The sequence below is a fragment of the Microbacterium sp. GbtcB4 genome (genome assembly GCF_019091465.1).
Classification (GTDB): domain Bacteria; phylum Actinomycetota; class Actinomycetes; order Actinomycetales; family Microbacteriaceae; genus Microbacterium; species Microbacterium paraoxydans.
The window spans coordinates 270,624-291,520 of the sequence record NZ_JAGXJJ010000002.1 but is presented as its reverse complement, the minus strand read 5'-3'; the positions used below and the strand labels follow the sequence as shown (position 1 = coordinate 291,520).

Sequence of the window (20,897 nt, the reverse complement as noted above, 5' to 3'; positions counted from 1 at the left end):
ACGTGGGCAACGGCGTGAGGCCGGGCTCGACGCACGCCATGCTGAGCGCGATCACACACCAAAGGGGTGGGTGCCGGCGAACCGGCGAGGGTACGTCGATCCGCTCTCGCAGGCAGCTGATCCACGGCCGACGGCGCCGCTCAAGAAGAAGAAGTTCCGTCGCGGCCGCCGCGAGCTACAGTAGCTGAATCTCAGCGGTACTGACGAGCCTGCGCCGCGAGAATCGCTTCGCGCATCACGTCGCCGAGTTCGGCGACGATGATCTCGATGCCGGCGTCGCGGATGGAAGCCGTCAGCCACGCGCCCGGGCGATGCAGGTAGCTGGCCGCCGCCTCGTCAGCCACGGCGAGGATGAGCCGGGTCGCACCGAGCTTCTGACCGGCCCAGGCGAGTTTGAACGCGTCGGTGGCGAGCTTGCGGGGCTGCGCACCCTTGAGTGCGCCGATACGGGCGTAGGCCTCCACGAGGACCATGCGGTCTGGGGTCGCCCGTCGATCTCCATGTGGGCGTCATCGATCGCGATCCGAGCGGGAGTGAGCGCGACGCCCAGCTGCTCGGCGACGGCCGCGACGATCGCGCGCTCCGCCATGCGCTGCTCCGCCATGCGCTGCTCGGCCGAGTCGGAGGCGTGCGGGGTGGCGGATGACGGACTCATTCCGCGGCCACCAGGTCCGCGCACCCGATGGCGAACTTCGACGTATAGTCGACATGGCCACAGGCACTGCTTTCTGCAGCCTGGAGCTGGTCGCTCGAGACGGGCGCTTTGCCTGCAGCGGCGTGGAGAGCGTTCACTGCTGCGAGCATCTGCTCGCGTTCATAGAGAACCCATCCGAGCTCCGTGTTGCCGTCCTCGAGCTGGACAAATTCCTGGCGCCGATAGCGCGTCTGCTGAGCACGCGTGAGCGTAGTGCGAAGGTATTCGAGGTCTTGAGACCAGGTACGGGCGGTCATGACACCCTCCTTTCGGGTCTCTACGCCAAGCCGAGGCCTAGGGTCTTCGCGAACGACTCGAGCGTCACGGTGAGTCCAGGCGAGCTGAGTTCGATGTCCGCGGTCGGGCTCACCGGCAGGGCGTCTTCGGCGCGCTCCCACAGCGCCGCGGCGCGAGCCTCGGGGAGCTGCGGACGCTGCGCGATGGTGCGGGGGCGGTAGAAGACGCCGTCGACGTCGGGATATGCCTGGTGGATGGCGCGGGCCCACGGCCGGGACAGCGACCGATCGCCAGTGTTGATCTGATCGTTCCCGCCGACGTCCGTGACCCAGGTGCTGTCGATAAGGTCGAGGAGTGTGATCTCGCGGGTGGTCGCGAACAGCACGAACCGAGGCTGCGTGCCCCCGGTCCCTCCCGCTCCGACGCCACCGCGTTCGATGACGCCTCGGTCGCTGAAGCACTCTGATAGGCAAACGAGCAGGAGGCTCTGAACTGCCGTCTCCGGTGGAACCGTGATCTGGGGCGTGACGTAGGTCACGGCGTGGTTCGGATGGTGACCCACGGGATCGGGGTGGTGATCGAATCGGCTCCCCGTGGGCCCGAAGTGGCGGAGCTCGTGCCACCGGGCAGGGTGAGCGCCGCCGGCGTCGTAGATGCGTCCGAAGATCGTGCCGGCCGGCAGCGTACGGACAGCGCTCGGGGGGAGAGGATGCGGGAACTTCGATGCGTCGGGGGCAGGAAGCGCGCTCATCGGATCGAGAACGCCTGCTCGGCCAGCGCCGCGACAGGTTCTGCGGGCTTGCCGGCTGCGAGCCACTGGGCAGGAGTCAGCTCGCCGTCTCCCAGGTCGGGGTGAGCGTGAGTGAGGAAGTACTCCACGGCCACGGGGTTCGCCCCTTCGGGCAGCGCTCGGCTCACCGTTCCCCAGCCCGGGAGCTCACCGTGGTCGGTGAACTGGAACGTCGGGAACCGCAGGCCGCGGCCGGGGCCCGGGATCGCGAAGAGAGTCCCCTCGCCGTGGCGCTGGCGCACTCGGCCTTCGGTCACGTCGAGCAGTTCTGCGACGCGCTTAGTCGGCAGCGCCTCAGCGAGGATGTCCTGCTGGCGGAGGGCCGTGAGCACGCTGGGGCGCTCTTCGACAGGCAGCGCGTTCTCCGGCTCAACGAGCGAGCCGGCTGCGCGCAGTGCGTCCAGCTCAGCCTCCGTCAGCGACGAGTGCCCAGGCTCTTCCTCGAGCCGGAGCGCCTTGTTCACGCCCTGCAGGATGCTGATGAGGTGAGCGCGCCGACCGCTGGAGCCCAGCACGTTCAGCTCGTGCGCGAGCTCCTCGGCCTCGTGGTCCGTGAATTCCACAGGACCGACGATCTTGATGGTGATCTCGCGACCTTCGTCCGACCGAGTCGCCGTGAGGTATGCGCGTCGATCGCTGCGGAGGGGGTGTGCGGTTGCGTTCGACATCATCGGATCCTAACGGTCATTAGCGAGTATAGCTTGCGTAAGCGGCGGGGGTCACTGTTGATGCAGAACCTCAGCGATCAGGTCGACATCGTCGTAGTCGGCGCGGCCGGGGCAGGCGCCCGTGACCTAGCTATCGACGTCCCGCGTCGATGTGTTCAGAGCGACGTGACCACGTAGCTGCGTGGGCCGGCGTGCGCGCAACGTGAGCTGCCCCGCGGAATAAACAAAGTAAATACGATTCGGCTCATCGAGTTCAGCATCGAGCCGGGTTCATCATCATCCAGGCCGCTGGCGGTCCAATGACACACTTAGCTCCATCGGCGTCCGCTGAGGTCTCATTCCCGTGATTAGAAGGGCAGAGAGGTCAGATTTGTGCCACGCCCGGAGACGAGTTCTGGGCGGATGAGCACAGGGCTCAGCGGAATGCTCCTACGGAGCTGGGGCGCTCGCTAAGCCCCCAGCAACCGGTTCGGGGCAGCGCGATCTGCGCCTCGAAGTGGAGAGCGCATGAGGCCAGTCGCTTCCGGGCTGCTCGCATCATCCCGCGGAGGGTGACGATCCGCCGGTCCATCAGCTGCGAACGACGGCGCCATCGCCTTGATCAGCGCGGTGCTTGTACCGTCGTCTTCCGCCGCGGATCTCGTTGAGTGGAAGTGGGCTGAACGCGAGGCCCGCGAGGTCGAGCACTCCTGCGTTGCAGGCAAACGTGTCCCGATCGAGACTGACCACGGTCCTGCCGTCCTCGCGCTCAAACTTACCGTAAACGTGCATATGGCCGTGCATGTGCAAGCGGGGGAGCGCAGCATCAGATACACGTTGCACACGCTCTCTCTGTGCAGCAGATACGGCCAACGCCTCGGGAGGAAAATCATGCGGATTGTTCGTGAGCAGCCGCTGCACCTCCGGTACCGCGATCGCTGGAGACTCGTGCGTGAGCATAAGGTCGGCCGGGCCGCCGGCAATCGCGGCGGCTTCCATCGGTTCCGTGATGAGTTCATCCTCGAACCAGTCCTTGCCCGCAGTTCGAAACGCCTTGTCGACGCTGGACGCGCCGCCGAGCGATAGCACCTCGCGTCCCGCGATCTGAAAACGGAACGGCCGGGGGATGAGCCACACGACGTCACTGACCCTGATCGCCATACCGGAGGCGCTTTCCTGCGCCGGGGTGATGTGGTTCCACTCTTCGTGGTTGCCAGGCGTGACCAGCACGCGCTCGATGCCTGTGCGCTTCGCCCAATAATCGACCGGGCCAGTCCCGGGCTGAGCATGCTCGAAACCGTAATCTCCGAGTTGAAGGATGGTGCGCAGCGATGGGTCATGCCGACGCATCGCGGGCAGCAGCGTTTGAATCCATCCAGCATTGCCGTGGAGGTCGCCCACGACCCACACGCGCTCATCCGGCAGGTCGAAGCTGTCGGCTGTCTCATGGATCTGCATCCATCCATCATGCCCGTGAGTGCCGACTCGGACATGGCGTCGACAACTCAACGTGGAGAATGCGAAACGGCCGAGATCAGTGGGCGCCGAGCGACCATATTGTGGTCATGTTCTGGCCACCCCTGCTGCCCAGCGAAATGCCGGTGTCTCGTTAGTGACCACGAACCGGCCTGTAAAGGACCAGCTGAAGCCCGTTTTTCGGACTGCCACTAGCGACTATGTAGTGTGGGCACCGTCGGACCACTATATGGACACGAGGCGGTCACCGGCCACCCACTGCACAGTGCTAGTCGCCGATGCTCCGTTCTTGGTGATCGGGCGCGGAAAGCTCCGCCTCTTCGAAGAGTGCGGGGAACCGCAGTCGCAGCGGGCGAGGCTTGGGGGAGGTCTCCTGATTCTCACCGGTGTTAGCCTGCGGCCGCGCCGATCGCGGTTGCTCGACGTCGTGCGGACGGTAGTCGGGAACCGTGACCTCCGTTTCTGGTTCCTCTGGGTCCGCGATCCGTGGCTGAGTTTCTCGGAGTTCCGACAGTCCCATTGTGCCCGGGACTGCGGGTAGCTCGGTGGGAGCGTGCGCACCGGAATTCTCGTGTTCGCTTGTCATCGCGTCGGCGTTTGACAGGGCTGTAGCCACCAGGCGTTGCGCGGCGCGATTTGCCTCCTGTGTCGCCTCGTCCAGAGCGATCATCATGCGTTTCTTGGGCGACAGTCGGCGTTCAACAGTCGTGTGTTGTGGCACGGACAATGTCACCGCGCTGTTGCGAGCGAAAGCGGTCTCAACAGCGTCCCTCTCGAAGGCCGTGCCGAGTGTGGTGCAGCGGCGTCGATCACTCGGCGTTGGATCGGCTGGGGTTCGGTCCGGATTCTCGCGAAGCATGCCGTACGAAATGCCACGGCCCTTCTTGCCGCGCTGTTCGATCTGAACGCCTCGGGTTCTACCGACTTCGACGAAGCTGTCCCAGTCGACAACGGCTGGATCGGCGAGCGTGTTCTCGATGCTCGCCCTCAGCACGGTGAGACTAAAAGGTTGCTTGTTGCGGGGCGCACCGAACTCATCCGCGAGGTCGCATTCTGTTTCCCAGATGATGTGCCGCTGCCATTCGCGAAGCTCACTGTCCGCGGTCGACCCGGCGCGGCGAAGACCGCTCGGCTCGCCCCGCTCGAAGCGCTCGTTCGCGTCGCTGAAGGCCTGCTTGAGGTCCGCTCGCTGCTCGAAGCCGCGCTGTTCAAGAACACGCTCATGTGCCTCGACAAGGCGTGCGTGCGTGACGACTGAACTGTTGAGACTGCGGCCGGTTTTGGTCTCGATGGAGTTCGCGACGAGGTGGTTGTGCACACAGCCTGTTCGCCCGTCTCGTTGTGTTACAACGAGCACCTGTCGGCCGGGGAACCTCTCTTCTGCGAGTGCTGTCCCGAGCTTCTGAGCCGTCAGCCAGTCGTCTGGCTCTTCGGGGTCCAACTCGTCCTTCGCGAAAGACTGGATGACGTGATACGCCTGGACGAACGCGCCAGGCTTGTCCTTACCCCACTTCTTGCGGACGTCGCGCATCTGCTGCTTCGCGACCGATACCAGCATGCCGCCCACGCCGGACGCCATGACGTACCGCTCGCCATCTTGCTCGGGCTTGTCATCGAGCGCATAGTTGATCAGCGCATCGGCCGACCGCGTCGAGCTCGCCACCACAACAGGCATAACTACACCGTCCCGCGCGGCGGCAGGCCATGGTCCACGAGGCGTGCGATGCGCTTCTCGATATCGTCGGGAACATCGCGTAGCTCAGCCACCGTAAGGAGAGCCTCCGAGACCTCCCCAGCGGTCACCGGGTCGCCGATATTCAGCCGCTTCGCGATCTGATTGAGGTTGCCGCCGATATGCGCGATGTGATTGCGAATCGGACCGAGCTCGTACCCGAGCCGATCGGAGATGTCGGCCAGGCCCCAGTCGGTCACGTTCGGGCCCTGGCGCTCGATAGCCAGCGCCCTCGCTTCCACCTCGGCGGCACCCTCACGGTCAGTAATGAGCAGGCGCAGAGCTTCGGAGAAGGAGACCTCTTCGAGGTCGCGTCCGGAGGACTTGGCCAAAGCTCGCCGCACGTCGTCGACGGCTCGTTCCTCGTCGTCGCTGAACCTCAGTGTGCGGCGCTTCGCAAAGTTGACGACCCTCTTCCTCGGACGACGCGGCGTCGCTTCGCTCGCCTTGCCGGTCCTCGTCATCAGGTCGTCCCCTTCGCTCGGTTCTTTGTGCAGTCTGGGCCTTTGCTTCCCCGCTCCGCGAGGGTGGTCCCAGACTACACAAATAACGGCAAGCAGTTTATCCGTCAGACATATCGCTGCGCTCCTGTCCTTGGATACTCCTTGGTCAGGCCTCCGGCCCGACACCCGGATGAAGGCTCCCGCCTCCACGCACAGGTCGTGGCGCCACCTTCCGAAACGGAGAAACCCCATCAGCGCCTCTTCGAGGGCAGATGGGGTTTCTCTACTCGCCGCGACCGCACGGGGCCGCGGGCGACGCAACGCTCAGGCGGCTGGCTGCTTGACCGCCGTCGGCGTGCTTGAAGTCGTCGCGACCAGGGCCGGAGAAGCCGCCTGCGGCGGTCTCTCAGCTGCCTGAGCAGGAACCTGACGATCACTGCCGACTGGTTGCGTCGTAGGCTGCTCCTCAATTGATAGCAGGACGGTGACAGCCTCGATGAGGCGAGCAGCGCGCTTGGCCTCGTCCTTATCGGACGTGACCTCGTAGCGGCCGTGCTTGCCATCACGAATGATGGGTGGTTCAGGCTGGACGTCGAGAAGCTCGTACAGCTGCTCGACGGCGTCACAGCGTGCGAACGCCGCGACCTTGATCGCGTCGTTCACGTTCTTGTCGTAGGCGTCCTGCTCGGCCTGCAGCGCGGCGATCTGCGCAGCTCGGAGCTGACTACGGGTCCTTCGCATGGTGTTCTCCTAACGGTGCGGTGTAGTGGTCAGCCCCGATCAACGGGGCTCGGTCTTAGGTGGGGCTACGGTCTCCTCGCCCCTACCCGGAGGTGCAAAGGGATCGCTGCCGACGTACTGGTCCAGGTCAGCAACGCTGATACCGAGAGCCGTGAGTTCGTCCGCGAGTCGTGAGGTCAGCGCTCGGGACCGCTGCAACGGCGTGTCCCACTCGGAGCGCCAGCCGGCAGTGCAGCCGGGCGTCCGGCAAGTGATAGGGAAGCCCGAGCTCGCAGCGGATCCGTGGTCGGTGGCGCATGAGGCGGTGGCCCCGTTCGCCATGAACCTAGCGATCCACGCTCGAACGTCTTCAGCGACGAACTCGCGGGTCAGTTTCACGCTCGCAAGATCCGCATCGGAGATGGCGGAATCCGGAGGCACCAGAACCCAAGTCTTGGAACGCTTGGTGGTCGGGTCCGGCTTGATCTCGTCGATCTGCCACCCTGCCTTTCGAAGATCCGGAGCCACTCGCCGGAGCTTGCCACTCATGCCACGAGGCTCGGGCCAATAGCGATCGTCCGAGGGTCTGCGCAAGAGCTCGTGAAGGGCCTTGCCGGTACCCGTCCAGCGACGTTTGATCGTCTCGGTGATCGCCACCAGGAACTGGTCGGTGCTCACGATGTCCTCGGCGACAGAATCTTGCGCCCGCCGGTAACGGCTCAGAGTGTCTGACCCCGTTGCATGATCAAGAGCGGCCAAGATCTCGGCGAAGTCCGCCATCCGAGGCTTGTTGCCGAGTTTCACGACGGGCAGCTGCTGCAAGGTCAGAACAACAAGGTCCAACAATGCACCCACCATCGAGGCGTAGCTCGCGTTCCAAGCGGAGTTCAACTCGCGTTCTGAGCGACGCCTGTCTGCGGGGATCACCTCAAGATCTCCCCAGACGCATCGCTCGGCGAGGTCGCCGTTGAGAACGCCGATATCGATACTGGTGAATCCCAGGACGCCCTGCACCTGCATGATGCGCACGTCGTCGTCGGTGTACAGCGCGCGGTCGACATCAGCTTCACCGGTCACGAATCGGCACAAGCCGTCCGACAACCAACGCGGCATCGACGACATATTGTCGAAGACCACGCCGCGCGAGTGAGCCCCGGCGTGAAGCAGCCGGTCCGCATCGTTCGGTGGGCGCCTCACCGGCGCGGTGGTCGGATCGAACAGGGAGAAGAGCCGTCGTGCACTACTGGTCTTGGCGGTTCCCTGTTCACCGAGCAGAGCCAAGGCCGGGCACGGAAGACCGACAAGGATCGTCGCAGCGACGAGCCAGCCGATGATCAAGCCGCGGTCCGAGGCCGGCAGATTGACGAACTCCCACAATGCGTCGAGGTTTCCGCCGCGCGCAGGGACGGGCAAAGGGGCGGTCACGGCGGTGCGGCGAAACAGCACGGGAAGGTCATCGTCGCCGTCGAGGATCTCCCAGCCGGCTGCCGTCACGCGGATGACCTGCTCACTGCGATCGCCGATGTCGATGAAGATCTCGTCGTCGCTGGGGCGCGCCGTGCGCAGGTGCAGCTTGATGGGCTCGAAACTCTCCTCCGCCTCGTACTCAAGCGCGCTCATCGCCTCAGTCAACGCGTTCTGCGAGGCTGTGCGAGCGGTCCGACGCCGGTACATGCCGCCGAGTTCCTTGCGGACGGAGCGTCTGCTGCCGAGGAGAGGAATCGCTACGTGACCGCCCTTGCGAACACCGAAAGGCTTGCCATCGGTATCGACGTGAAGGTCGTAGTGATCGAGGGCCAACTCAACGAGCTGCTGCGCGGTGGACCGCTTCCCGAGCGCCTCGGGGATATCGCGGTCTTCAGGTACGCTGGTGGTAGTCAAATGCAGGATCTCCTTTCAGATCCGCCATGGGGTCGCCGAGTTGCAGCTCGGTGGCCCTTTTTGTTTCTTCCGTATGGGTAGTGCTCGCTCAGGGTTCGAGCGTGATGTCGATCTTGTGGTTGCGGTCCCTTCGTATCCGCGCCTGCACCCTGCCGTGCGCGTGTTGAGCACCAGCAGGCCGCTTCGGGGGCGAGGCAAGAGCAGGCACGCTCCCGGGAGCCGAGGAAGATCGGTAGTGCGGAAGTCACCCCCGCACTTCTCCTGCGCGGACTGCACCTATTTCGCCTCCGAGGTGCCAATAGAGAAGTGATGGGGTTCCGTCCGCATCTCCGCTCCCGTGCGCGGGTTATCTAGGCGACGGCGGGGCGCGCCACGTGCGGAACACCACGCGGAACGTGTCGGTCCCGACAGTTGCCTCGAAGTTCCGCACGGTTTCCGCGCGCAATGGGTCCGGCGAGGACGCATCACATCGCCGGCTCGAGCTGCTCCTCGATCCAACGGTCGACATCGGCCTGACGCCAGCGAACAGCGGCGCCGATCTTCACGGCCCGGGGGAGCGGCTCACCGAGCGACCGCTTGCGGTAGATAGTCGACACAGACATGCCGGTCTGGGCGGAGAGATCGTGAACGTCGAGGAGGGTGTTCGTCGTCTGTGTCATGCGGAGTCCTTTGATAGCGAGTACCAGAAATTTGTAACTTGTGAGGTACCGTAACACAAGCTACATGATTCTGGTAACTTGTAAGCATGGAATCAATGGCATACGCGGAAGCGGTGGGCGGATTTCTTGCCGCCTACCGGCGGCGGCACGGGATTACCCTTGAGGCGATCGCGACCGTTGGACGCGATTACGGAGCAACGTGGAGCCTGTCTAGCGTCCAGGCGATTGAGCGGGGCAAGGCTGCGCCGACGGTTCCGACGCTTCTCACGCTCGCACTCGCACTTGGAAAGCTCTCTGGTGAGCCGCTTCGACTCGCCGACCTTCTTGGGGCTGCGGAGTTGCTGGAACGGCCGTACGAGCTCCGTGAGGATCAGCCCGTGCGGCGGGAGTGGGTCAACCGCGTACTGTCGGGCGCACCGATCGCGCTCGAGGATGGCGACTATGCGCACGTGGGCGCCGCGCCGATAGGTGGGGATCACGAGTGGGACGAGGAACTCGAGATGGCGGCCCTTGAGCATATGAGGGTGCACGGCAGGAAGTCCGAGTCGTATGACCAGGTGGATGCACAGTGGGGGGCCATGACGGAGGTGCCCGACCGTGACACGCGTCAGAGCGCTCGTCGGCCTAGTGTGAGCCTTGCAGAGTCTCGGGCGGCAAAGAAGCTTGGGATACGCCCACCTCTGCTTCAGCAGTACGCGGCGCGACTCTGGGGCCATTCCCTTGAAGTCGAGGCCCTGCTCCGTGCCGGCGAGGACAGCACGCCGCAGGCGCGTGGGCGCGTCACGCGTGTGCTCATTGACGAACTCCGCGCATCCACCGACGGTGAAGTCTGATGGCCAGACCTCGAATGGCGATCGGAACCTACGGCACCATCCACGTGGCCGAGGTTCAGCCGGGGAAGTGGCGTGCCCGCACGCGGTATCGTTTCGCGGACGGCAAATCCCGCCAGATCGAGAAGCACGCGCCGAGCAAGGCCAAGGCGACGGCCGCGCTGAGGCATGCGCTGACCACGATCGAGGCCGACCGCGGTGGCGAGCTGAAACCGGCAACGCACCTCCGCGCCCTCGGCCAGAGGTTCTTGGAGTCCCGGCGTGAGTTGGGGCGCTCAGAAGGCACGCTGGAGACCTACGGCTATGCAGTCACCGCTCATATCGCGCCCCGGATCGGCGACCTCTCAGTCGCCGAGGCCACACCTGAACGGCTGCAGAAGTTCCTTAACGCCGTTGAGAAGGAAGCCGGCCCGGGGGCAGCAAAGAACTGCCGATCGGCGCTGAGTGGCATGCTCGGCCTAGCGGTGCGGAACGGGGCTTTGTCGCACAACCCCGTGCGTGAGCTCGAGCGCGTCACCCAAAGGAAGAAGAAGGGCAGCACCGCAATCCCGTTGGACGAACTGCCGATGTTTCTCCAGCGCGTCCGTGAGGACGAGAAGCTCAACGAGTGGGACACGGTGGATCTGATCACGTTCATGCTCGCGTCAGGGTGGCGAGTGGCCGAGGTGTGCGCGCTCGAAGCGAGCGCTATCGACTTCGCCGCCGGCACAGCTTCCGTTGTCGCGCAGAATGTGCGTGTGAAGGGGCGGGGAATTGTGCGGCAGGAGTTCGCGAAGACCGACAAGTCCGCGCGTACCACCCACTTGCCGGAAGCGACCATGCTCCTCCTTCACAAGCGGCACGAGAGGCTGCGCGCCGATACCAACCTCATCTTCCCGACTCCGCTGATGCGCCCTCGCGATCCCTCGAACACGCAGCGGGAGCTTCGAGACCGTCGCGACGGCCTGGGGTACCCGGGATTGTCAACGCACGCGTTCCGAAAGTCGGTAGCCACGATTCTTGACAAGGCTGGACTGTCCGCGACAGAGATCGCCGACTACCTCGGACACGAGAACCCGAGCATGACCCAGGACGTGTACATGAACACCATCAAGGGCTCCACCAAAGCTGCAGGCATCATGGGCCAGAAGCTGGACGGGCTGATCTAATCCGGTGCGAGAAGCAGCCCGGGGCGGAGTGAGGAGAGGGCTTCCGCTCTACCCGATCGTAGTGTCCGTGGCTGCGGATACGATCCATCGATGACTGATGAGCAGCCGCCGGCGCCTGATCCTGCGAGCGGGCTGAATCTTGCGGACGAGCTGAACCGTGACTTCTATTCGCATTCACCATCGCAGTACCTGCGAACTCGAATCGCGTTGCTCGTCGCCCTCGGCGACGCCGATGCCGCCTTGCATCCCGCGCTCGTTGGAGGTGTCCGTGCGTGGGGTATGGGCGTCGAGCTAGAGGTGCCACTAGACGACGAAGAGATCGACGGATTCGCTGTGGTCGAGTCGATCTCGATCATGTACCTCGCGGCGGAGGCACTCCTGCGGTTGTACTTCGCGCACGTGGAACCGGAGCCTTGTCCGCCGCTGAAGCTCTCGTCGTTGACGAGCTTCGCGAAGTTCAAGCAGATGGCGGGCGACTTGTTGACCAGCCCTCCGCGCAATGAGCTATTGCGCGAGGTATTCCGCGGCAGGCTCGATGCGCCTGCTGAGGTATCCGCGGAGGCATGGACAGAGGACGCTGACGTCCTTCGATTTCTCTTGACTCGGGCAGCCGCGCTGCTCGCCCGCGAGGCTAACGTGTACAACTCGACGAAGCACGGGCTTGCAGTGCAACCTCGGAAATCCGGGCTGCGCCTCGGTAGCGAGGAGGACCCGAATGGCGTGATCATCGACCACCACGGACCGTCCATCCGGTTCCTCAGCAAGGGTCCTAGCGCCGAAGAGGGGGTGCAACAGTGGCGAGAGACGATCCAGTTCGCGTTCCCTTCCATCAACCTCGCAGTTGCATCCGCTTTCGCCGACGAGATCGACGCGATCCACGCGGTGGCGAAGGCGCGCTTGACTGGTGAACAGGGCTCAGTGACGATTCGTCAGCGAGCGTTGATTGACCACCTTCGTGCCGTGCCCTTCGCTAGCAACTACACGGGGCTTCTATCTCTGGGGATGCATCGAGACTTTGGGGTCAGGATTGGGCGCTAGTTGCGTTCGGGCGACGCTGCTGCCTGAGCCTGATAGTGCGGAGTTTGTGCGGAGTCCACGACTGAAAACCCCAGAGCCTGCCCGGAGGGAGGCAGTCGCTGACGCGGAAAAACCCTGATAAGCGCATAAAAGAACCCCCGCGATGTAGAAGCTACGCGAGGGTTCCAGTGGCTCCGACCGGCATCGATCCGGTGACCTTTCGATTTTCAGTCGAACGCTCTACCAACTGAGCTACAGAGCCGCGCGGCGATGATGCTGCCGCGTCCTAGACGAAGAGCCCTCTCCGAAGAAAGAGCTCGTCGCACGGAGCGACCCTGACGGGACTTGAACCCGCGACCTCCGCCGTGACAGGGCGGCACGCTAACCAACTGCGCTACAGGGCCATACTGGTGTTTTCAATTGTATCGGATGGAGTGACCCCAACGGGATTCGAACCCGTGCTACCGCCGTGAAAGGGCGGCGTCCTAGGCCGCTAAACGATGGGGCCGAGTCAGTCCCGGGGGACTTCCTTGCCGACGCTCAAGCATAAGGGATCATCCGGGCAAATCGCGAATCGAGCCCGGAACCCGCTTCCCCCGGGCGTGTTCGAGCGGGACCATGGAGGGGCCGGGGATGCCGTTCGCGCCGCTCCAGGAGTCTGGTGCTGGTGTGAAAGTTGTTGTTACTGTGGCATCTGTGAAACCGGCGGAAGGGGCCGTGTGAACGACAAGACCACGCAGGATGCGGCACTCGCGGCATCCGCGGACTGCGGGTGTGCGCCCACCCCGACGGAGCGACGTACCCTCTTCGGCGACGGCATCAGCCGCCGCGGCGCTCTCGGACTCGGCGCGCTCAGCGTCGTCGCCCTCAGCGCGTTCGGCATCTCGTCTGGAGTCACGGCCGCCCACGCCGCGTCGTACCCGAGCTGGGACGACGTGCAGAAGGCCAAGCAGAACGAGGCCTCCAAGGCCGCAGAGGTGAAGCGCATCGAGGGGCTGATCCAGTCGCTCACGCAGAAGGTCTCCGAGACGCAGGCCGCCGCCGAGGTCGCCTCGACCGAGTTCTACAACGCGCAGCAGGCCTACTTCGCCGCGATCGCGGAGGCCGACTCGCTGCAGGAGAAGGCGGACGCGCAGGCCGCCGTCGCCGACGAGTCCGCCCGCAAGGCCGGTCAGGTCGCCGCGCAGCTCTACCGCAACGGCGGTGACGACACCTCGCTGGAGCTGTTCTTCGCGGGCTCCGCAGCCAACGCCGACGAGCTCCTCGCCCGCCTCGGCTCGATGGACAAGCTCCTCGAGTACAACCAGACCGTCTACAACGACGCGGTCGCCGCGCGGAACTCCGCGCAGTCGCTCAGCGATCAGGCGGTCGTCGCCCGGGACGAGCGCGACCGGCTCCAGAAGATCGCCGAGGAGAAGATGGTCGCGGCGCAGCAGGCTGCCGACGCCGCCCAGGCCGCTCTCGACGAGCAGTCGGCGAACCTCGCCACGATGCAGGCGCAGCTCGCCGCGCTGAAGGACACCACCGCGACCACCGTCGCCGGCTACCAGAAGGGCGTCGAGGAGCGCGAGAAGGAGCGTAAGCGCCGCGAGGCCGCCGAAGCCGCCGCGAATGCCGGCGGCAACAGCGGCGGCGGCGGGACCCCGGGAAGCGGCGGCTGGGTGCGTCCGCATGGCGGTTACCGCAGCTCCGGCTACGGCCCGCGCTCCCAGCAGTGCAACGCCAACGGCTGCTCGTCGAGCTGGCACTACGGCGTCGACCTCGCGAACGGCTGCGGCGCGGCGATCTACGCGGCGCACTCGGGCACTGTCGATGCCGCGTTCTACAACGGCGGGTACGGGAACTACGTCCGGATCCAGCACGGCGGCGGCATCGCGACCGGCTACGCGCACATCAAGCCCGGCGGCTTCGCGGTCCGGAACGGTCAGTGGGTGCGCGCCGGCCAAGTCATCGCGTATGCGGGCAACACCGGCGGCTCCTTCGGCTGCCACCTGCACTTCGAGGTCTACATCAACGGCCGCTACACGAACCCCATCGACTTCATGGCGAGCAAGGGCATCTCCGTCTGACGGACGGCTGGATAGCGGAAGACCCCCGGACGCATGGCGTCCGGGGGTGTTCGCTTCGACAGGCTCAGCGACCCAGATGGGTCCGGTCAGTGGCCCTGCTCGCCGAAGCGGACGATGGCCTCGTCGAGAATGCGCTGCGCCTCGGCGGCGTTGCCCCACTCGTCGACCTTGACCCACTTGTTGGGCTCGAGGTCCTTGTAGTGCTCGAAGAAGTGCGCGATCTCCTTCTTCGTGTACTCCGGCACGTCGTCGATGTCCTGGATGTGGGCCCAGCGCGGGTCCTTGGAGAGCACGGCGACGAGCTTGTCGTCTCCGCCGGCCTCGTCGCTCATCTTCAGTACGGCGACCGGGCGGACCTCGACGACGACGCCGGGGTAGATCTGGTGGTCGAGGAGCACCAGCACGTCGAGCGGGTCGCCGTCCTCGCCGAGCGTGTTGTCGAAGTAGCCGTAGTCGGCCGGGTAGCCGAAGGTCGTGTAGAGCACGCGGTCGAGGTGCACTCGCCCGGTCTCGTGGTCGACCTCGTACTTCACGCGGCTGCCGCGCGGGATCTCGATGACGGCGTCGTGTGCGCCCATGCGTGTGCTCCTCAGGAAGATCGGTTGGATGCCGCGGACCAGCCTACTCGGGGGCCGCGGATCCGACCGTGACGGAGGAGGCGGTGCCCTAGCGTGGAGGGATGCCTTCCCTCGACCCCGCCGTCGCCGAGATCCGCCTCGCCGTGCGCACCGCGCTCGCCGACCTGCCCGAGGGCTCGACCGTCGTCGTCGCGGTGTCCGGCGGTGCCGACTCGCTCGCATTGGCGGCGGCCACCGCGTTCGAGGCCGCGAAAGTCGGGGTGCGTGCGACCGCGGTGACGGTCGACCACGGTCTGCAGGACGGGTCCGCCGAGGTCGCCGCCGAGACGGGACGCATCGCCGGACGGCTCGGATTGGAGGCGCTCGTCCTCCGCGTCGAGGTCGACGGCGACGGCGGTCCGGAGGCGGCCGCGCGGGATGCGCGCTACCGCGTGCTCCGGGACGCGGCGGGCGAGATCGGCGCGCGGGCGGTCCTGCTCGGACACACCCTCGACGACCAGGCCGAGACGGTCCTGCTCGGACTCGCCCGCGGCTCCGGGGCGACGAGCCTGCAGGGCATGGCGCCGGACCGGGAGGACGACGACGGCCTCCGGTGGCTGCGTCCGCTGCTCGGCGTGCGCCGCGAGACCACCCGTGCGTTCTGCGCCGCGGCGGAGCTGCAGCCGTGGGAAGACCCGCACAACACCGACGACCGCTACACGCGGGTGCGGGTGCGTCGCCACGTGCTCCCGGTGCTGGAGACGCAGCTCGGCCCGGGTATCGCCGAGGCGCTGGCGCGCACCGCCGAGCAGCTCCGGGAGGACGCGGAGGCGTTCGACGAGATGATCCACGAGACGATCGAGGACATCGTCGAGCACGCCGAGGCCGGGATCTCCGTGAGCGTCGCCGCGCTCGCCGCCAACCCGGCCGCGCTGCGCAACCGCATCATCCGGCTCGTGGTCGACAGCGAGTTCGGGGCGAGCCTGAGCCGCGCGCAGACGATCGAGGTCGCCCGCCTCGTGACCGACTGGTCGGGTCAGGGCCCGATCGATCTGCCGGGGTGCGCCGCCGTGCGTCAGGGCGGCCGGATCGTGTTCACCGCCGCGACCCGCTGAATCGCGGGCCGCGGCGGCGTCGCGTTCTACTTCTTGCCGCCGAAGAGGCCGCCGAGGATGCCGCCGAGGTCGATGCCGCCGCCGGAGCCGCTCTTACCGCCGCCGAGGAGGCCACCCAGCACGTCACCCAACCCGCCGCCGGAGCCCGAGTCGCCGCCGCCGAGGATGCCGCCGATGACGTCGCCGATCCCGCCGGAGCCCTCCGCGTCCGCCTTCGCCGTCTTGTCCTTGGTCGCGTTGGCGATGAGACCCATCACGATCGGCGCGAGGATGGGGAGGAGCTTCCCGAAGTCGATGCCCGGGGTCGCCTTCGATTCCGTCAGCTCCTTCGTGACCTCCTTCTCCTTCCCGCCGAGGATGTGGGAGACGATCTTCTCGCCGTCTTCCTGGTCGATGTCGTCGACCGTCGCCGGGCTCGACGCACCGCGGTGCTTGCCGAGGGCCTTCTCGATGGCCGCCGATCCCTCGGAGCTCTCCGCGTTCTTGGCCAGCCCGCCGAGGAGCACGGCGCCGCCCTGCTCGACCGCGACCTTGGCCTCGTCGCGCGACACTCCGAGCTTCTGCGCGATGTCGCCGAGGGGGACCTGGCTGAGGATGTCGTGAGTCGCCATGGGGATCTCCTTCCGTCGGGGCGTGCGCCCGCGTCACCGTCAGAGTAGTGCGGCGTCGTCCTGCGGGGGAGGGTACGCGCCCGCGACCGGAGCACACGGTCACGTCACCTAAAATCGATCCATGCGCGCCGCGGAGATCCAGGACGACCTTGCACAGATCCTCGTCACCGAGGAGGAGATCCACGCCAAGCTCGACGAGCTCGCGGCGCAGGTCGCGAAGGATTACGAGGGCAAGGACCTCATCCTCGTCGGCGTGCTAAAGGGCGCGGTCATGGTCATGGCGGACTTCGCGCGAGCGCTGCCGTTCCACGCGCCGATGGACTGGATGGCGGTGTCGAGCTACGGCGCCAGCACGAAGTCGAGCGGTGTCGTGCAGATCCGGAAGGACCTCGACACCGACCTGCACGGCAAGCACGTGCTCATCGTCGAGGACATCATCGACTCCGGCCTCACCCTGAGCTGGCTCCTGGAGAACTTCGAGTCCCGCGGTGCGGAGTCGATCGAGGTCCTGGCGCTGCTGCGCAAGCCGGAGGCCGCGAAGGTCGAGATCGACTGCAAGTACGTCGGCTTCGACATCCCCGTGGAATTCGTCGTCGGCTACGGACTCGACTACGCGGAGCGCTACCGCAACCTCCGCGACGTCGCCGTGCTGGCACCGCACGTCTACAGCTGACGCTTCGACAGGCTCAGCGACCCAGGCGGGCTCAGAAGCCGGGCGGGGTCAGCGACCCGGGTGGGCTCAGCCACCGAGGCGGCAGCGCCGACGGCGTTGCGCCGTGGGTGAACGCACAGCGGCCCCCTAGCACGGAGGCGATACGCTGATCCGACCATGGATGTGAAGAAGCTCACCCGCAATCCGCTGATCTACGTCGCTCTGATCGGCGTGCTGCTCTTCGGCGGATTCCTGCTGATCTCGAACCTCGGTGCGCCGAAGCAGATCACGACGCAGGAGGGGCTCGAGCTGCTCTCCGGCAAGACCGTGACCGAGGTCGTCACCACCGACGGCGATCAGCGCGTGGACATGACGCTGTCGAAGCCGTTCGAGGGCTCCGAGAACGTCCAGTTCTACTACGTCGAGGCCCGCGCCGACGAGGTGGTCGCCGCGATCGATGCGGCCGCTCCGAAGGACGGCTTCAACGACGCCGTGCCGCGCGCGACCTGGTTCGACGGCTTCCTCTCCCTGCTGCTTCCCCTGGTGCTGCTCGGCCTGCTGTTCTGGTGGCTCCTGTCCTCCATGCAGGGCGGCGGCGGCAAGGTCATGCAGTTCGGCAAGTCCAAGGCCAAGCTCGTCAACAAGGAGACCCCGACGGTCACCTTCGCCGACGTCGCCGGCGCCGACGAGGCCATCGAGGAGCTCCACGAGATCAAGGAGTTCCTGCAGGACCCGGCGAAGTTCCAGGCCATCGGCGCCCGCATCCCGAAGGGCGTGCTGCTGTACGGCCCTCCCGGAACCGGAAAGACCCTCCTCGCCCGCGCCGTCGCCGGTGAGGCCGGAGCCCCGTTCTACTCGATCTCCGGTTCCGACTTCGTCGAGATGTTCGTCGGCGTCGGCGCCTCCCGCGTGCGCGACCTGTTCAGCCAGGCCAAGGAGAGCGCCCCGGCCATCATCTTCATCGACGAGATCGACGCCGTGGGCCGTCACCGCGGCGCTGGCATGGGCGGCGGTAACGACGAGCGCGAGCAGACGCTGAACCAGATGCTCGTCGAGATGGACGGCTTCGACCCGAACGCGAACGTCATCGTGATCGCGGCCACCAACCGTCCCGACATCCTCGACCCCGCGCTGCTGCGCCCCGGTCGCTTCGACCGTCAGATCGGTGTCGACGCCCCCGACCTCAAGGGCCGCCAGAAGATCCTCGAGGTGCACAGCAAGGGCAAGCCGCTGTCGAAGAACGTCGACCTCGAGGTCGTCGCTCGCAAGACCCCCGGCTTCACGGGTGCCGACCTGGCGAACGTGCTCAACGAGGCCGCGCTGCTCACGGCCCGCTCGAACGCGCAGCTCATCGACAACCGTGCCCTCGACGAGGCCATCGACCGCGTGATCGCCGGCCCGCAGCGCCGCACTCGCGTGATGAAGGACAAGGAGAAGCTCATCACGGCGTATCACGAGGGCGGACACGCGCTCGCGGCGGCGGCGATGAACTACACCGACCCCGTGACGAAGATCACGATCCTGCCCCGCGGCAAGGCGCTCGGCTACACGATGGTGCTGCCGCTGGACGACAAGTACTCGGTGACCCGCAACGAGCTGCAGGACCAGCTCACCTACGCCATGGGCGGTCGCGTCGCCGAGGAGCTCGTCTTCCACGACCCCACCACCGGTGCGTCCAACGACATCGAGAAGGCGACCTCGATCGCCCGAAAGATGGTCATCGAGTACGGCATGACGACGCAGGTCGGTCCGGTCAAGCTCGGCACCGAGGGCGGCGACATGTTCGTCGCGCGCGACATGGGCCGTGGCCGCGAGTACTCCGAGAAGGTCGCGGAGCGTGTCGATGCCGAGGTGCGGGCGCTCATCGAGCAGGCGCACAACGAGGCGTACGCGGTGCTCAGCGAGAACCGGGACATCCTCGACCGTCTCGCCCTCGCGCTCCTCGAGGAGGAGACCCTCGACCACAACCGCATCGCGGAGATCTTCACCGAGGTGAAGAAGCTCCCCGAGCGTCCGCTGTGGCTGTCCAGCGAGGACCGCCCAGTCTCGGAGCGGCCGCCGATCGAAGTCCCGAAGAAGGACGTCTCGCTCGCCGCCTCCGTCGAGGCGCCGACGGCCCCGCCGCGTCCGCAGCAGGGCTCCGCCGGAGCGGGCAACCCTCGTCCCGCGACGGCGTGACGTGACCGTCGACAAGGGGCGCGTCGAACGGCTCACCAGGGAACTCCTGGAGGCGATCGGCGAGGACCCCGATCGTCCGGGGATCAAGCAGACGCCCTCCCGGATGGCCGAGCTCTACGCGGAGTTCTTCGCGGGGGTGGGCGAGGATCCCGCCGAACCGCTCGCCCACACGATCAGCGTCACCCGCGGGCCGGCGCCGGACACCCTGCCGTCCGGTGCCGTGCTGCTGCGCGACATCCGCTTCCGCTCGGTGTGCGAGCACCACCTCCTGCCCTTCGCGGGACACGCGCACATCGCCTACCTTCCGGGCGAGCAGGTCGTCGGTCTCGGTGCGCTCGTGCGCGTCGTGGAGATCCTCGCCGCGCGGCCGCAGGTGCAGGAGCGGCTGGGAGAGCAGATCGCCGACACGATCGCCGAGAACCTCGACGCGCGCGGCGTGCTCGTCGTTCTCGATGCCAGCCACGGCTGCGTGACGATGCGGGGCGGACGGCAGACCGAAGCCTCGACGCTGACCATCGCGGCGCGCGGGGTCTACTCGGACCCCGTGGCACGCGCGGAGTTGGTGACCCTGATCGGCATGACCGTGCCGGGGGCCGGGACGTCGCGCGCATGACCGGCATCTGGGGCATCGTCAACGTCACCCCCGACTCGTTCAGCGACGGCGGGCGGTACCTCGACGCGGACCGCGCGGTCGCCCACGGCCTCCGTCTGCGCGCGGAAGGAGCGTCCGTCCTCGACGTCGGGGGCGAGTCGACCCGGCCGGGCGCGGAGCGCGTCGGGGTGGACGAGGAACAGCGCCGCGTCCTCCCGGTCGTCGAACAGCTCGCCGCGGCCGGTGTCGTCGTCAGCATCGACACCCTCAACGCGTCGACCGCCGCGGCCGCCGTCCGCGCGGGGGCGCGCATCGTCAACGACGTGTCCGGCGGACTCGCCGACCCCGACATGCGCGCCGCGGTGGCGGAGTCGGGTGCCGACTTCGCGATCGGGCACTGGCGGGGCTTCTCCGCCGACATGTATGCGAACGCCGACTACCGCCGCGTCGCCCGAGAGGTGGCCGGCGAGCTGCGCGAGCGCATCGGGGAGGCGGCCGCCGCCGGGATCGCGCCCTCCCGCCTGATCGTCGACCCCGGTATCGGGTTCGCCAAGGCCGGTGCCCAGAACTGGGACGTGCTGAGGGGCCTCGACGAGATCGTGGGCCTCGGCTTCCGCGTGCTGGTCGGGACGTCGCGCAAGCGCTTCCTCGCCGACGTGCTGCAGGAGGCGGCCCCGGGCGGTGACGGCGTCTCCGAGGAGCGCCGGGACCTGGCGACCGCGGTGACGAGCGCGCTCGCGATGCGCGCCGGCGCCTGGGCGGTGCGCGTGCACGACGTCGCGGCCACCCGCGACGCCCTCGCGATCACCCGCGCCTGGGAAGGCTGAGTGCGAGGTCGGAGCGTCGCCG

The 20,897-nt window shown here is 66.6% G+C and carries 22 protein-coding genes and 3 tRNA genes; 10 read left to right on the top strand and 15 right to left on the bottom strand.

The window, feature by feature from the left end; all coding sequences use genetic code 11:
* Positions 1-191: 191 nt before the first annotated feature.
* Complete coding sequence (locus KVS71_RS05295) at positions 192-473, bottom strand: hypothetical protein (protein ID WP_029266155.1); 282 nt, start codon at positions 471-473, stop codon at positions 192-194.
* 29 nt (positions 474-502) lie between these two features.
* On the opposite strand from KVS71_RS05295, the gene KVS71_RS05290 reads away from it, so the two are divergent.
* Entirely contained in the window at positions 503-646 is a 144-nt protein-coding gene (locus KVS71_RS05290) for a hypothetical protein (protein ID WP_156040315.1), read from the top strand.
* Between the two features lie 5 nt (positions 647-651).
* Here KVS71_RS05290 and KVS71_RS05285 read toward each other — a convergent pair whose 3' ends face one another.
* The 9 genes from KVS71_RS05285 to KVS71_RS05245 form a co-directional block, all read right to left on the bottom strand.
* Positions 652-951 carry a hypothetical protein gene (locus tag KVS71_RS05285; protein ID WP_029266153.1) on the bottom strand — a complete coding sequence of 100 codons (300 nt, stop codon included), beginning with the start codon at positions 949-951 and terminating at the stop codon, positions 652-654.
* A gap of 20 nt (positions 952-971) precedes the next feature.
* Positions 972-1,682, bottom strand: coding sequence for a hypothetical protein (locus KVS71_RS05280; protein ID WP_051667914.1), 711 nt, complete (start codon positions 1,680-1,682; stop codon positions 972-974).
* Complete coding sequence (locus tag KVS71_RS05275) at positions 1,679-2,389, bottom strand: hypothetical protein (RefSeq protein ID WP_102207978.1); 711 nt, start codon at positions 2,387-2,389, stop codon at positions 1,679-1,681. The genes KVS71_RS05280 and KVS71_RS05275 overlap by 4 nt, the downstream gene beginning before the upstream one ends.
* Positions 2,390-2,959: 570 nt before the next feature.
* Complete coding sequence (locus KVS71_RS05270) at positions 2,960-3,826, bottom strand: metallophosphoesterase (protein WP_051667912.1); 867 nt, start codon at positions 3,824-3,826, stop codon at positions 2,960-2,962.
* 286 nt (positions 3,827-4,112) lie between these two features.
* Positions 4,113-5,519 carry a relaxase/mobilization nuclease domain-containing protein gene (locus KVS71_RS05265; protein ID WP_029266145.1) on the bottom strand — a complete coding sequence of 469 codons (1,407 nt, stop codon included), beginning with the start codon at positions 5,517-5,519 and terminating at the stop codon, positions 4,113-4,115.
* Positions 5,520-5,521: 2 nt separating this feature from the next.
* A complete protein-coding gene (gene mobC / locus KVS71_RS05260; RefSeq protein WP_029266142.1) occupies positions 5,522-6,040 on the bottom strand; it encodes a plasmid mobilization relaxosome protein MobC in 519 nt (172 codons plus the stop codon).
* Between the two features lie 303 nt (positions 6,041-6,343).
* The gene (locus KVS71_RS05255) at positions 6,344-6,760 is read right to left on the bottom strand and encodes a hypothetical protein (protein ID WP_029266140.1); all 417 of its coding nucleotides are present in this window, start codon (positions 6,758-6,760) and stop codon (positions 6,344-6,346) included.
* Between the two features lie 39 nt (positions 6,761-6,799).
* Positions 6,800-8,620, bottom strand: coding sequence for a hypothetical protein (locus KVS71_RS05250; RefSeq protein ID WP_051667911.1), 1,821 nt, complete (start codon positions 8,618-8,620; stop codon positions 6,800-6,802).
* A gap of 464 nt (positions 8,621-9,084) precedes the next feature.
* A complete protein-coding gene (locus tag KVS71_RS05245) occupies positions 9,085-9,279 on the bottom strand; it encodes an AlpA family transcriptional regulator (RefSeq protein ID WP_062635491.1) in 195 nt (64 codons plus the stop codon).
* Positions 9,280-9,374: 95 nt separating this feature from the next.
* Here KVS71_RS05245 and KVS71_RS05240 point away from each other — a divergent pair, with 95 nt between their 5' ends.
* From KVS71_RS05240 to KVS71_RS05230, 3 genes are all read left to right on the top strand, one after another.
* Positions 9,375-10,112 carry a helix-turn-helix domain-containing protein gene (locus tag KVS71_RS05240; protein ID WP_062635493.1) on the top strand — a complete coding sequence of 246 codons (738 nt, stop codon included), beginning with the start codon at positions 9,375-9,377 and terminating at the stop codon, positions 10,110-10,112.
* Between the two features lie 14 nt (positions 10,113-10,126).
* Positions 10,127-11,257, top strand: a complete 1,131-nt coding sequence (gene xerC / locus KVS71_RS05235; protein WP_062635495.1) for a tyrosine recombinase XerC — start codon at positions 10,127-10,129, stop codon at positions 11,255-11,257.
* 90 nt (positions 11,258-11,347) lie between these two features.
* Positions 11,348-12,295, top strand: coding sequence for a hypothetical protein (locus tag KVS71_RS05230; protein ID WP_029266130.1), 948 nt, complete (start codon positions 11,348-11,350; stop codon positions 12,293-12,295).
* A gap of 168 nt (positions 12,296-12,463) precedes the next feature.
* Here KVS71_RS05230 and KVS71_RS05225 read toward each other — a convergent pair.
* The 3 genes from KVS71_RS05225 to KVS71_RS05215 form a co-directional block, all read right to left on the bottom strand.
* A tRNA-Phe gene (locus KVS71_RS05225) sits at positions 12,464-12,536 on the bottom strand.
* 68 nt (positions 12,537-12,604) lie between these two features.
* A tRNA-Asp gene (locus KVS71_RS05220) sits at positions 12,605-12,678 on the bottom strand.
* Between the two features lie 31 nt (positions 12,679-12,709).
* Positions 12,710-12,782: transfer RNA gene (locus KVS71_RS05215), tRNA-Glu, on the bottom strand.
* A gap of 211 nt (positions 12,783-12,993) precedes the next feature.
* Here KVS71_RS05215 and KVS71_RS05210 point away from each other — a divergent pair.
* A complete protein-coding gene (locus tag KVS71_RS05210) occupies positions 12,994-14,343 on the top strand; it encodes a M23 family metallopeptidase (RefSeq protein ID WP_144880613.1) in 1,350 nt (449 codons plus the stop codon).
* 86 nt (positions 14,344-14,429) lie between these two features.
* On the opposite strand, the gene ppa is transcribed toward KVS71_RS05210, so the two are convergent.
* The gene (gene ppa, locus KVS71_RS05205) at positions 14,430-14,921 is read right to left on the bottom strand and encodes an inorganic diphosphatase (protein ID WP_025104593.1); all 492 of its coding nucleotides are present in this window, start codon (positions 14,919-14,921) and stop codon (positions 14,430-14,432) included.
* Between the two features lie 101 nt (positions 14,922-15,022).
* On the opposite strand from ppa, the gene tilS reads away from it, so the two are divergent.
* On the top strand, positions 15,023-16,015 hold the full coding sequence (gene tilS / locus KVS71_RS05200; RefSeq protein ID WP_217584074.1) for a tRNA lysidine(34) synthetase TilS: 993 nt from the start codon (positions 15,023-15,025) through the stop codon (positions 16,013-16,015).
* Positions 16,016-16,041: 26 nt separating this feature from the next.
* Here the strand turns inward: tilS and KVS71_RS05195 are convergent, their stop codons facing one another.
* Positions 16,042-16,626, bottom strand: a complete 585-nt coding sequence (locus KVS71_RS05195) for a DUF937 domain-containing protein (RefSeq protein ID WP_217584073.1) — start codon at positions 16,624-16,626, stop codon at positions 16,042-16,044.
* A 121-nt stretch (positions 16,627-16,747) separates the two neighbouring features.
* Between KVS71_RS05195 and hpt the strand changes: the two genes are divergently transcribed.
* The 4 genes from hpt to folP all read left to right on the top strand — a co-directional run bounded on the left by hpt (position 16,748) and on the right by folP (position 20,875).
* Positions 16,748-17,299: a hypoxanthine phosphoribosyltransferase gene (hpt, locus tag KVS71_RS05190; RefSeq protein ID WP_017204674.1), complete on the top strand. Its 552-nt coding sequence runs from the start codon at positions 16,748-16,750 to the stop codon at positions 17,297-17,299.
* A gap of 156 nt (positions 17,300-17,455) precedes the next feature.
* The gene (gene ftsH, locus KVS71_RS05185) at positions 17,456-19,456 is read left to right on the top strand and encodes an ATP-dependent zinc metalloprotease FtsH (protein WP_217584072.1); all 2,001 of its coding nucleotides are present in this window, start codon (positions 17,456-17,458) and stop codon (positions 19,454-19,456) included.
* A 1-nt stretch (position 19,457) separates the two neighbouring features.
* On the top strand, positions 19,458-20,069 hold the full coding sequence (gene folE / locus KVS71_RS05180) for a GTP cyclohydrolase I (protein WP_144880617.1): 612 nt from the start codon (positions 19,458-19,460) through the stop codon (positions 20,067-20,069).
* Positions 20,066-20,875 carry a dihydropteroate synthase gene (gene folP / locus KVS71_RS05175; protein ID WP_217584071.1) on the top strand — a complete coding sequence of 270 codons (810 nt, stop codon included), beginning with the start codon at positions 20,066-20,068 and terminating at the stop codon, positions 20,873-20,875. Before folE ends, folP begins: the two co-directional genes overlap by 4 nt.
* The last annotated feature ends 22 nt before the right edge of the window (positions 20,876-20,897 follow it).

Coding starts and splice junctions, on each gene's coding strand:
- folP (WP_217584071.1), top strand. CDS start 20,066: ATGACCGGCATCTGGGGCATCGTCAACGTCACCCCCGACTCGTTCAGC.
- KVS71_RS05295 (WP_029266155.1), bottom strand. CDS start 473: ATGGTCCTCGTGGAGGCCTACGCCCGTATCGGCGCACTCAAGGGTGCG.
- KVS71_RS05230 (WP_029266130.1), top strand. CDS start 11,348: ATGACTGATGAGCAGCCGCCGGCGCCTGATCCTGCGAGCGGGCTGAAT.
- KVS71_RS05265 (WP_029266145.1), bottom strand. CDS start 5,519: ATGCCTGTTGTGGTGGCGAGCTCGACGCGGTCGGCCGATGCGCTGATC.
- KVS71_RS05270 (WP_051667912.1), bottom strand. CDS start 3,826: ATGCAGATCCATGAGACAGCCGACAGCTTCGACCTGCCGGATGAGCGC.
- KVS71_RS05275 (WP_102207978.1), bottom strand. CDS start 2,389: ATGTCGAACGCAACCGCACACCCCCTCCGCAGCGATCGACGCGCATAC.
- mobC (WP_029266142.1), bottom strand. CDS start 6,040: ATGACGAGGACCGGCAAGGCGAGCGAAGCGACGCCGCGTCGTCCGAGG.
- KVS71_RS05280 (WP_051667914.1), bottom strand. CDS start 1,682: ATGAGCGCGCTTCCTGCCCCCGACGCATCGAAGTTCCCGCATCCTCTC.
- ftsH (WP_217584072.1), top strand. CDS start 17,456: ATGGATGTGAAGAAGCTCACCCGCAATCCGCTGATCTACGTCGCTCTG.
- xerC (WP_062635495.1), top strand. CDS start 10,127: ATGGCGATCGGAACCTACGGCACCATCCACGTGGCCGAGGTTCAGCCG.
- KVS71_RS05195 (WP_217584073.1), bottom strand. CDS start 16,626: ATGGCGACTCACGACATCCTCAGCCAGGTCCCCCTCGGCGACATCGCG.
- KVS71_RS05245 (WP_062635491.1), bottom strand. CDS start 9,279: ATGACACAGACGACGAACACCCTCCTCGACGTTCACGATCTCTCCGCC.
- KVS71_RS05285 (WP_029266153.1), bottom strand. CDS start 951: ATGACCGCCCGTACCTGGTCTCAAGACCTCGAATACCTTCGCACTACG.
- tilS (WP_217584074.1), top strand. CDS start 15,023: ATGCCTTCCCTCGACCCCGCCGTCGCCGAGATCCGCCTCGCCGTGCGC.
- ppa (WP_025104593.1), bottom strand. CDS start 14,921: ATGGGCGCACACGACGCCGTCATCGAGATCCCGCGCGGCAGCCGCGTG.
- KVS71_RS05240 (WP_062635493.1), top strand. CDS start 9,375: ATGGCATACGCGGAAGCGGTGGGCGGATTTCTTGCCGCCTACCGGCGG.
- KVS71_RS05255 (WP_029266140.1), bottom strand. CDS start 6,760: ATGCGAAGGACCCGTAGTCAGCTCCGAGCTGCGCAGATCGCCGCGCTG.
- hpt (WP_017204674.1), top strand. CDS start 16,748: ATGCGCGCCGCGGAGATCCAGGACGACCTTGCACAGATCCTCGTCACC.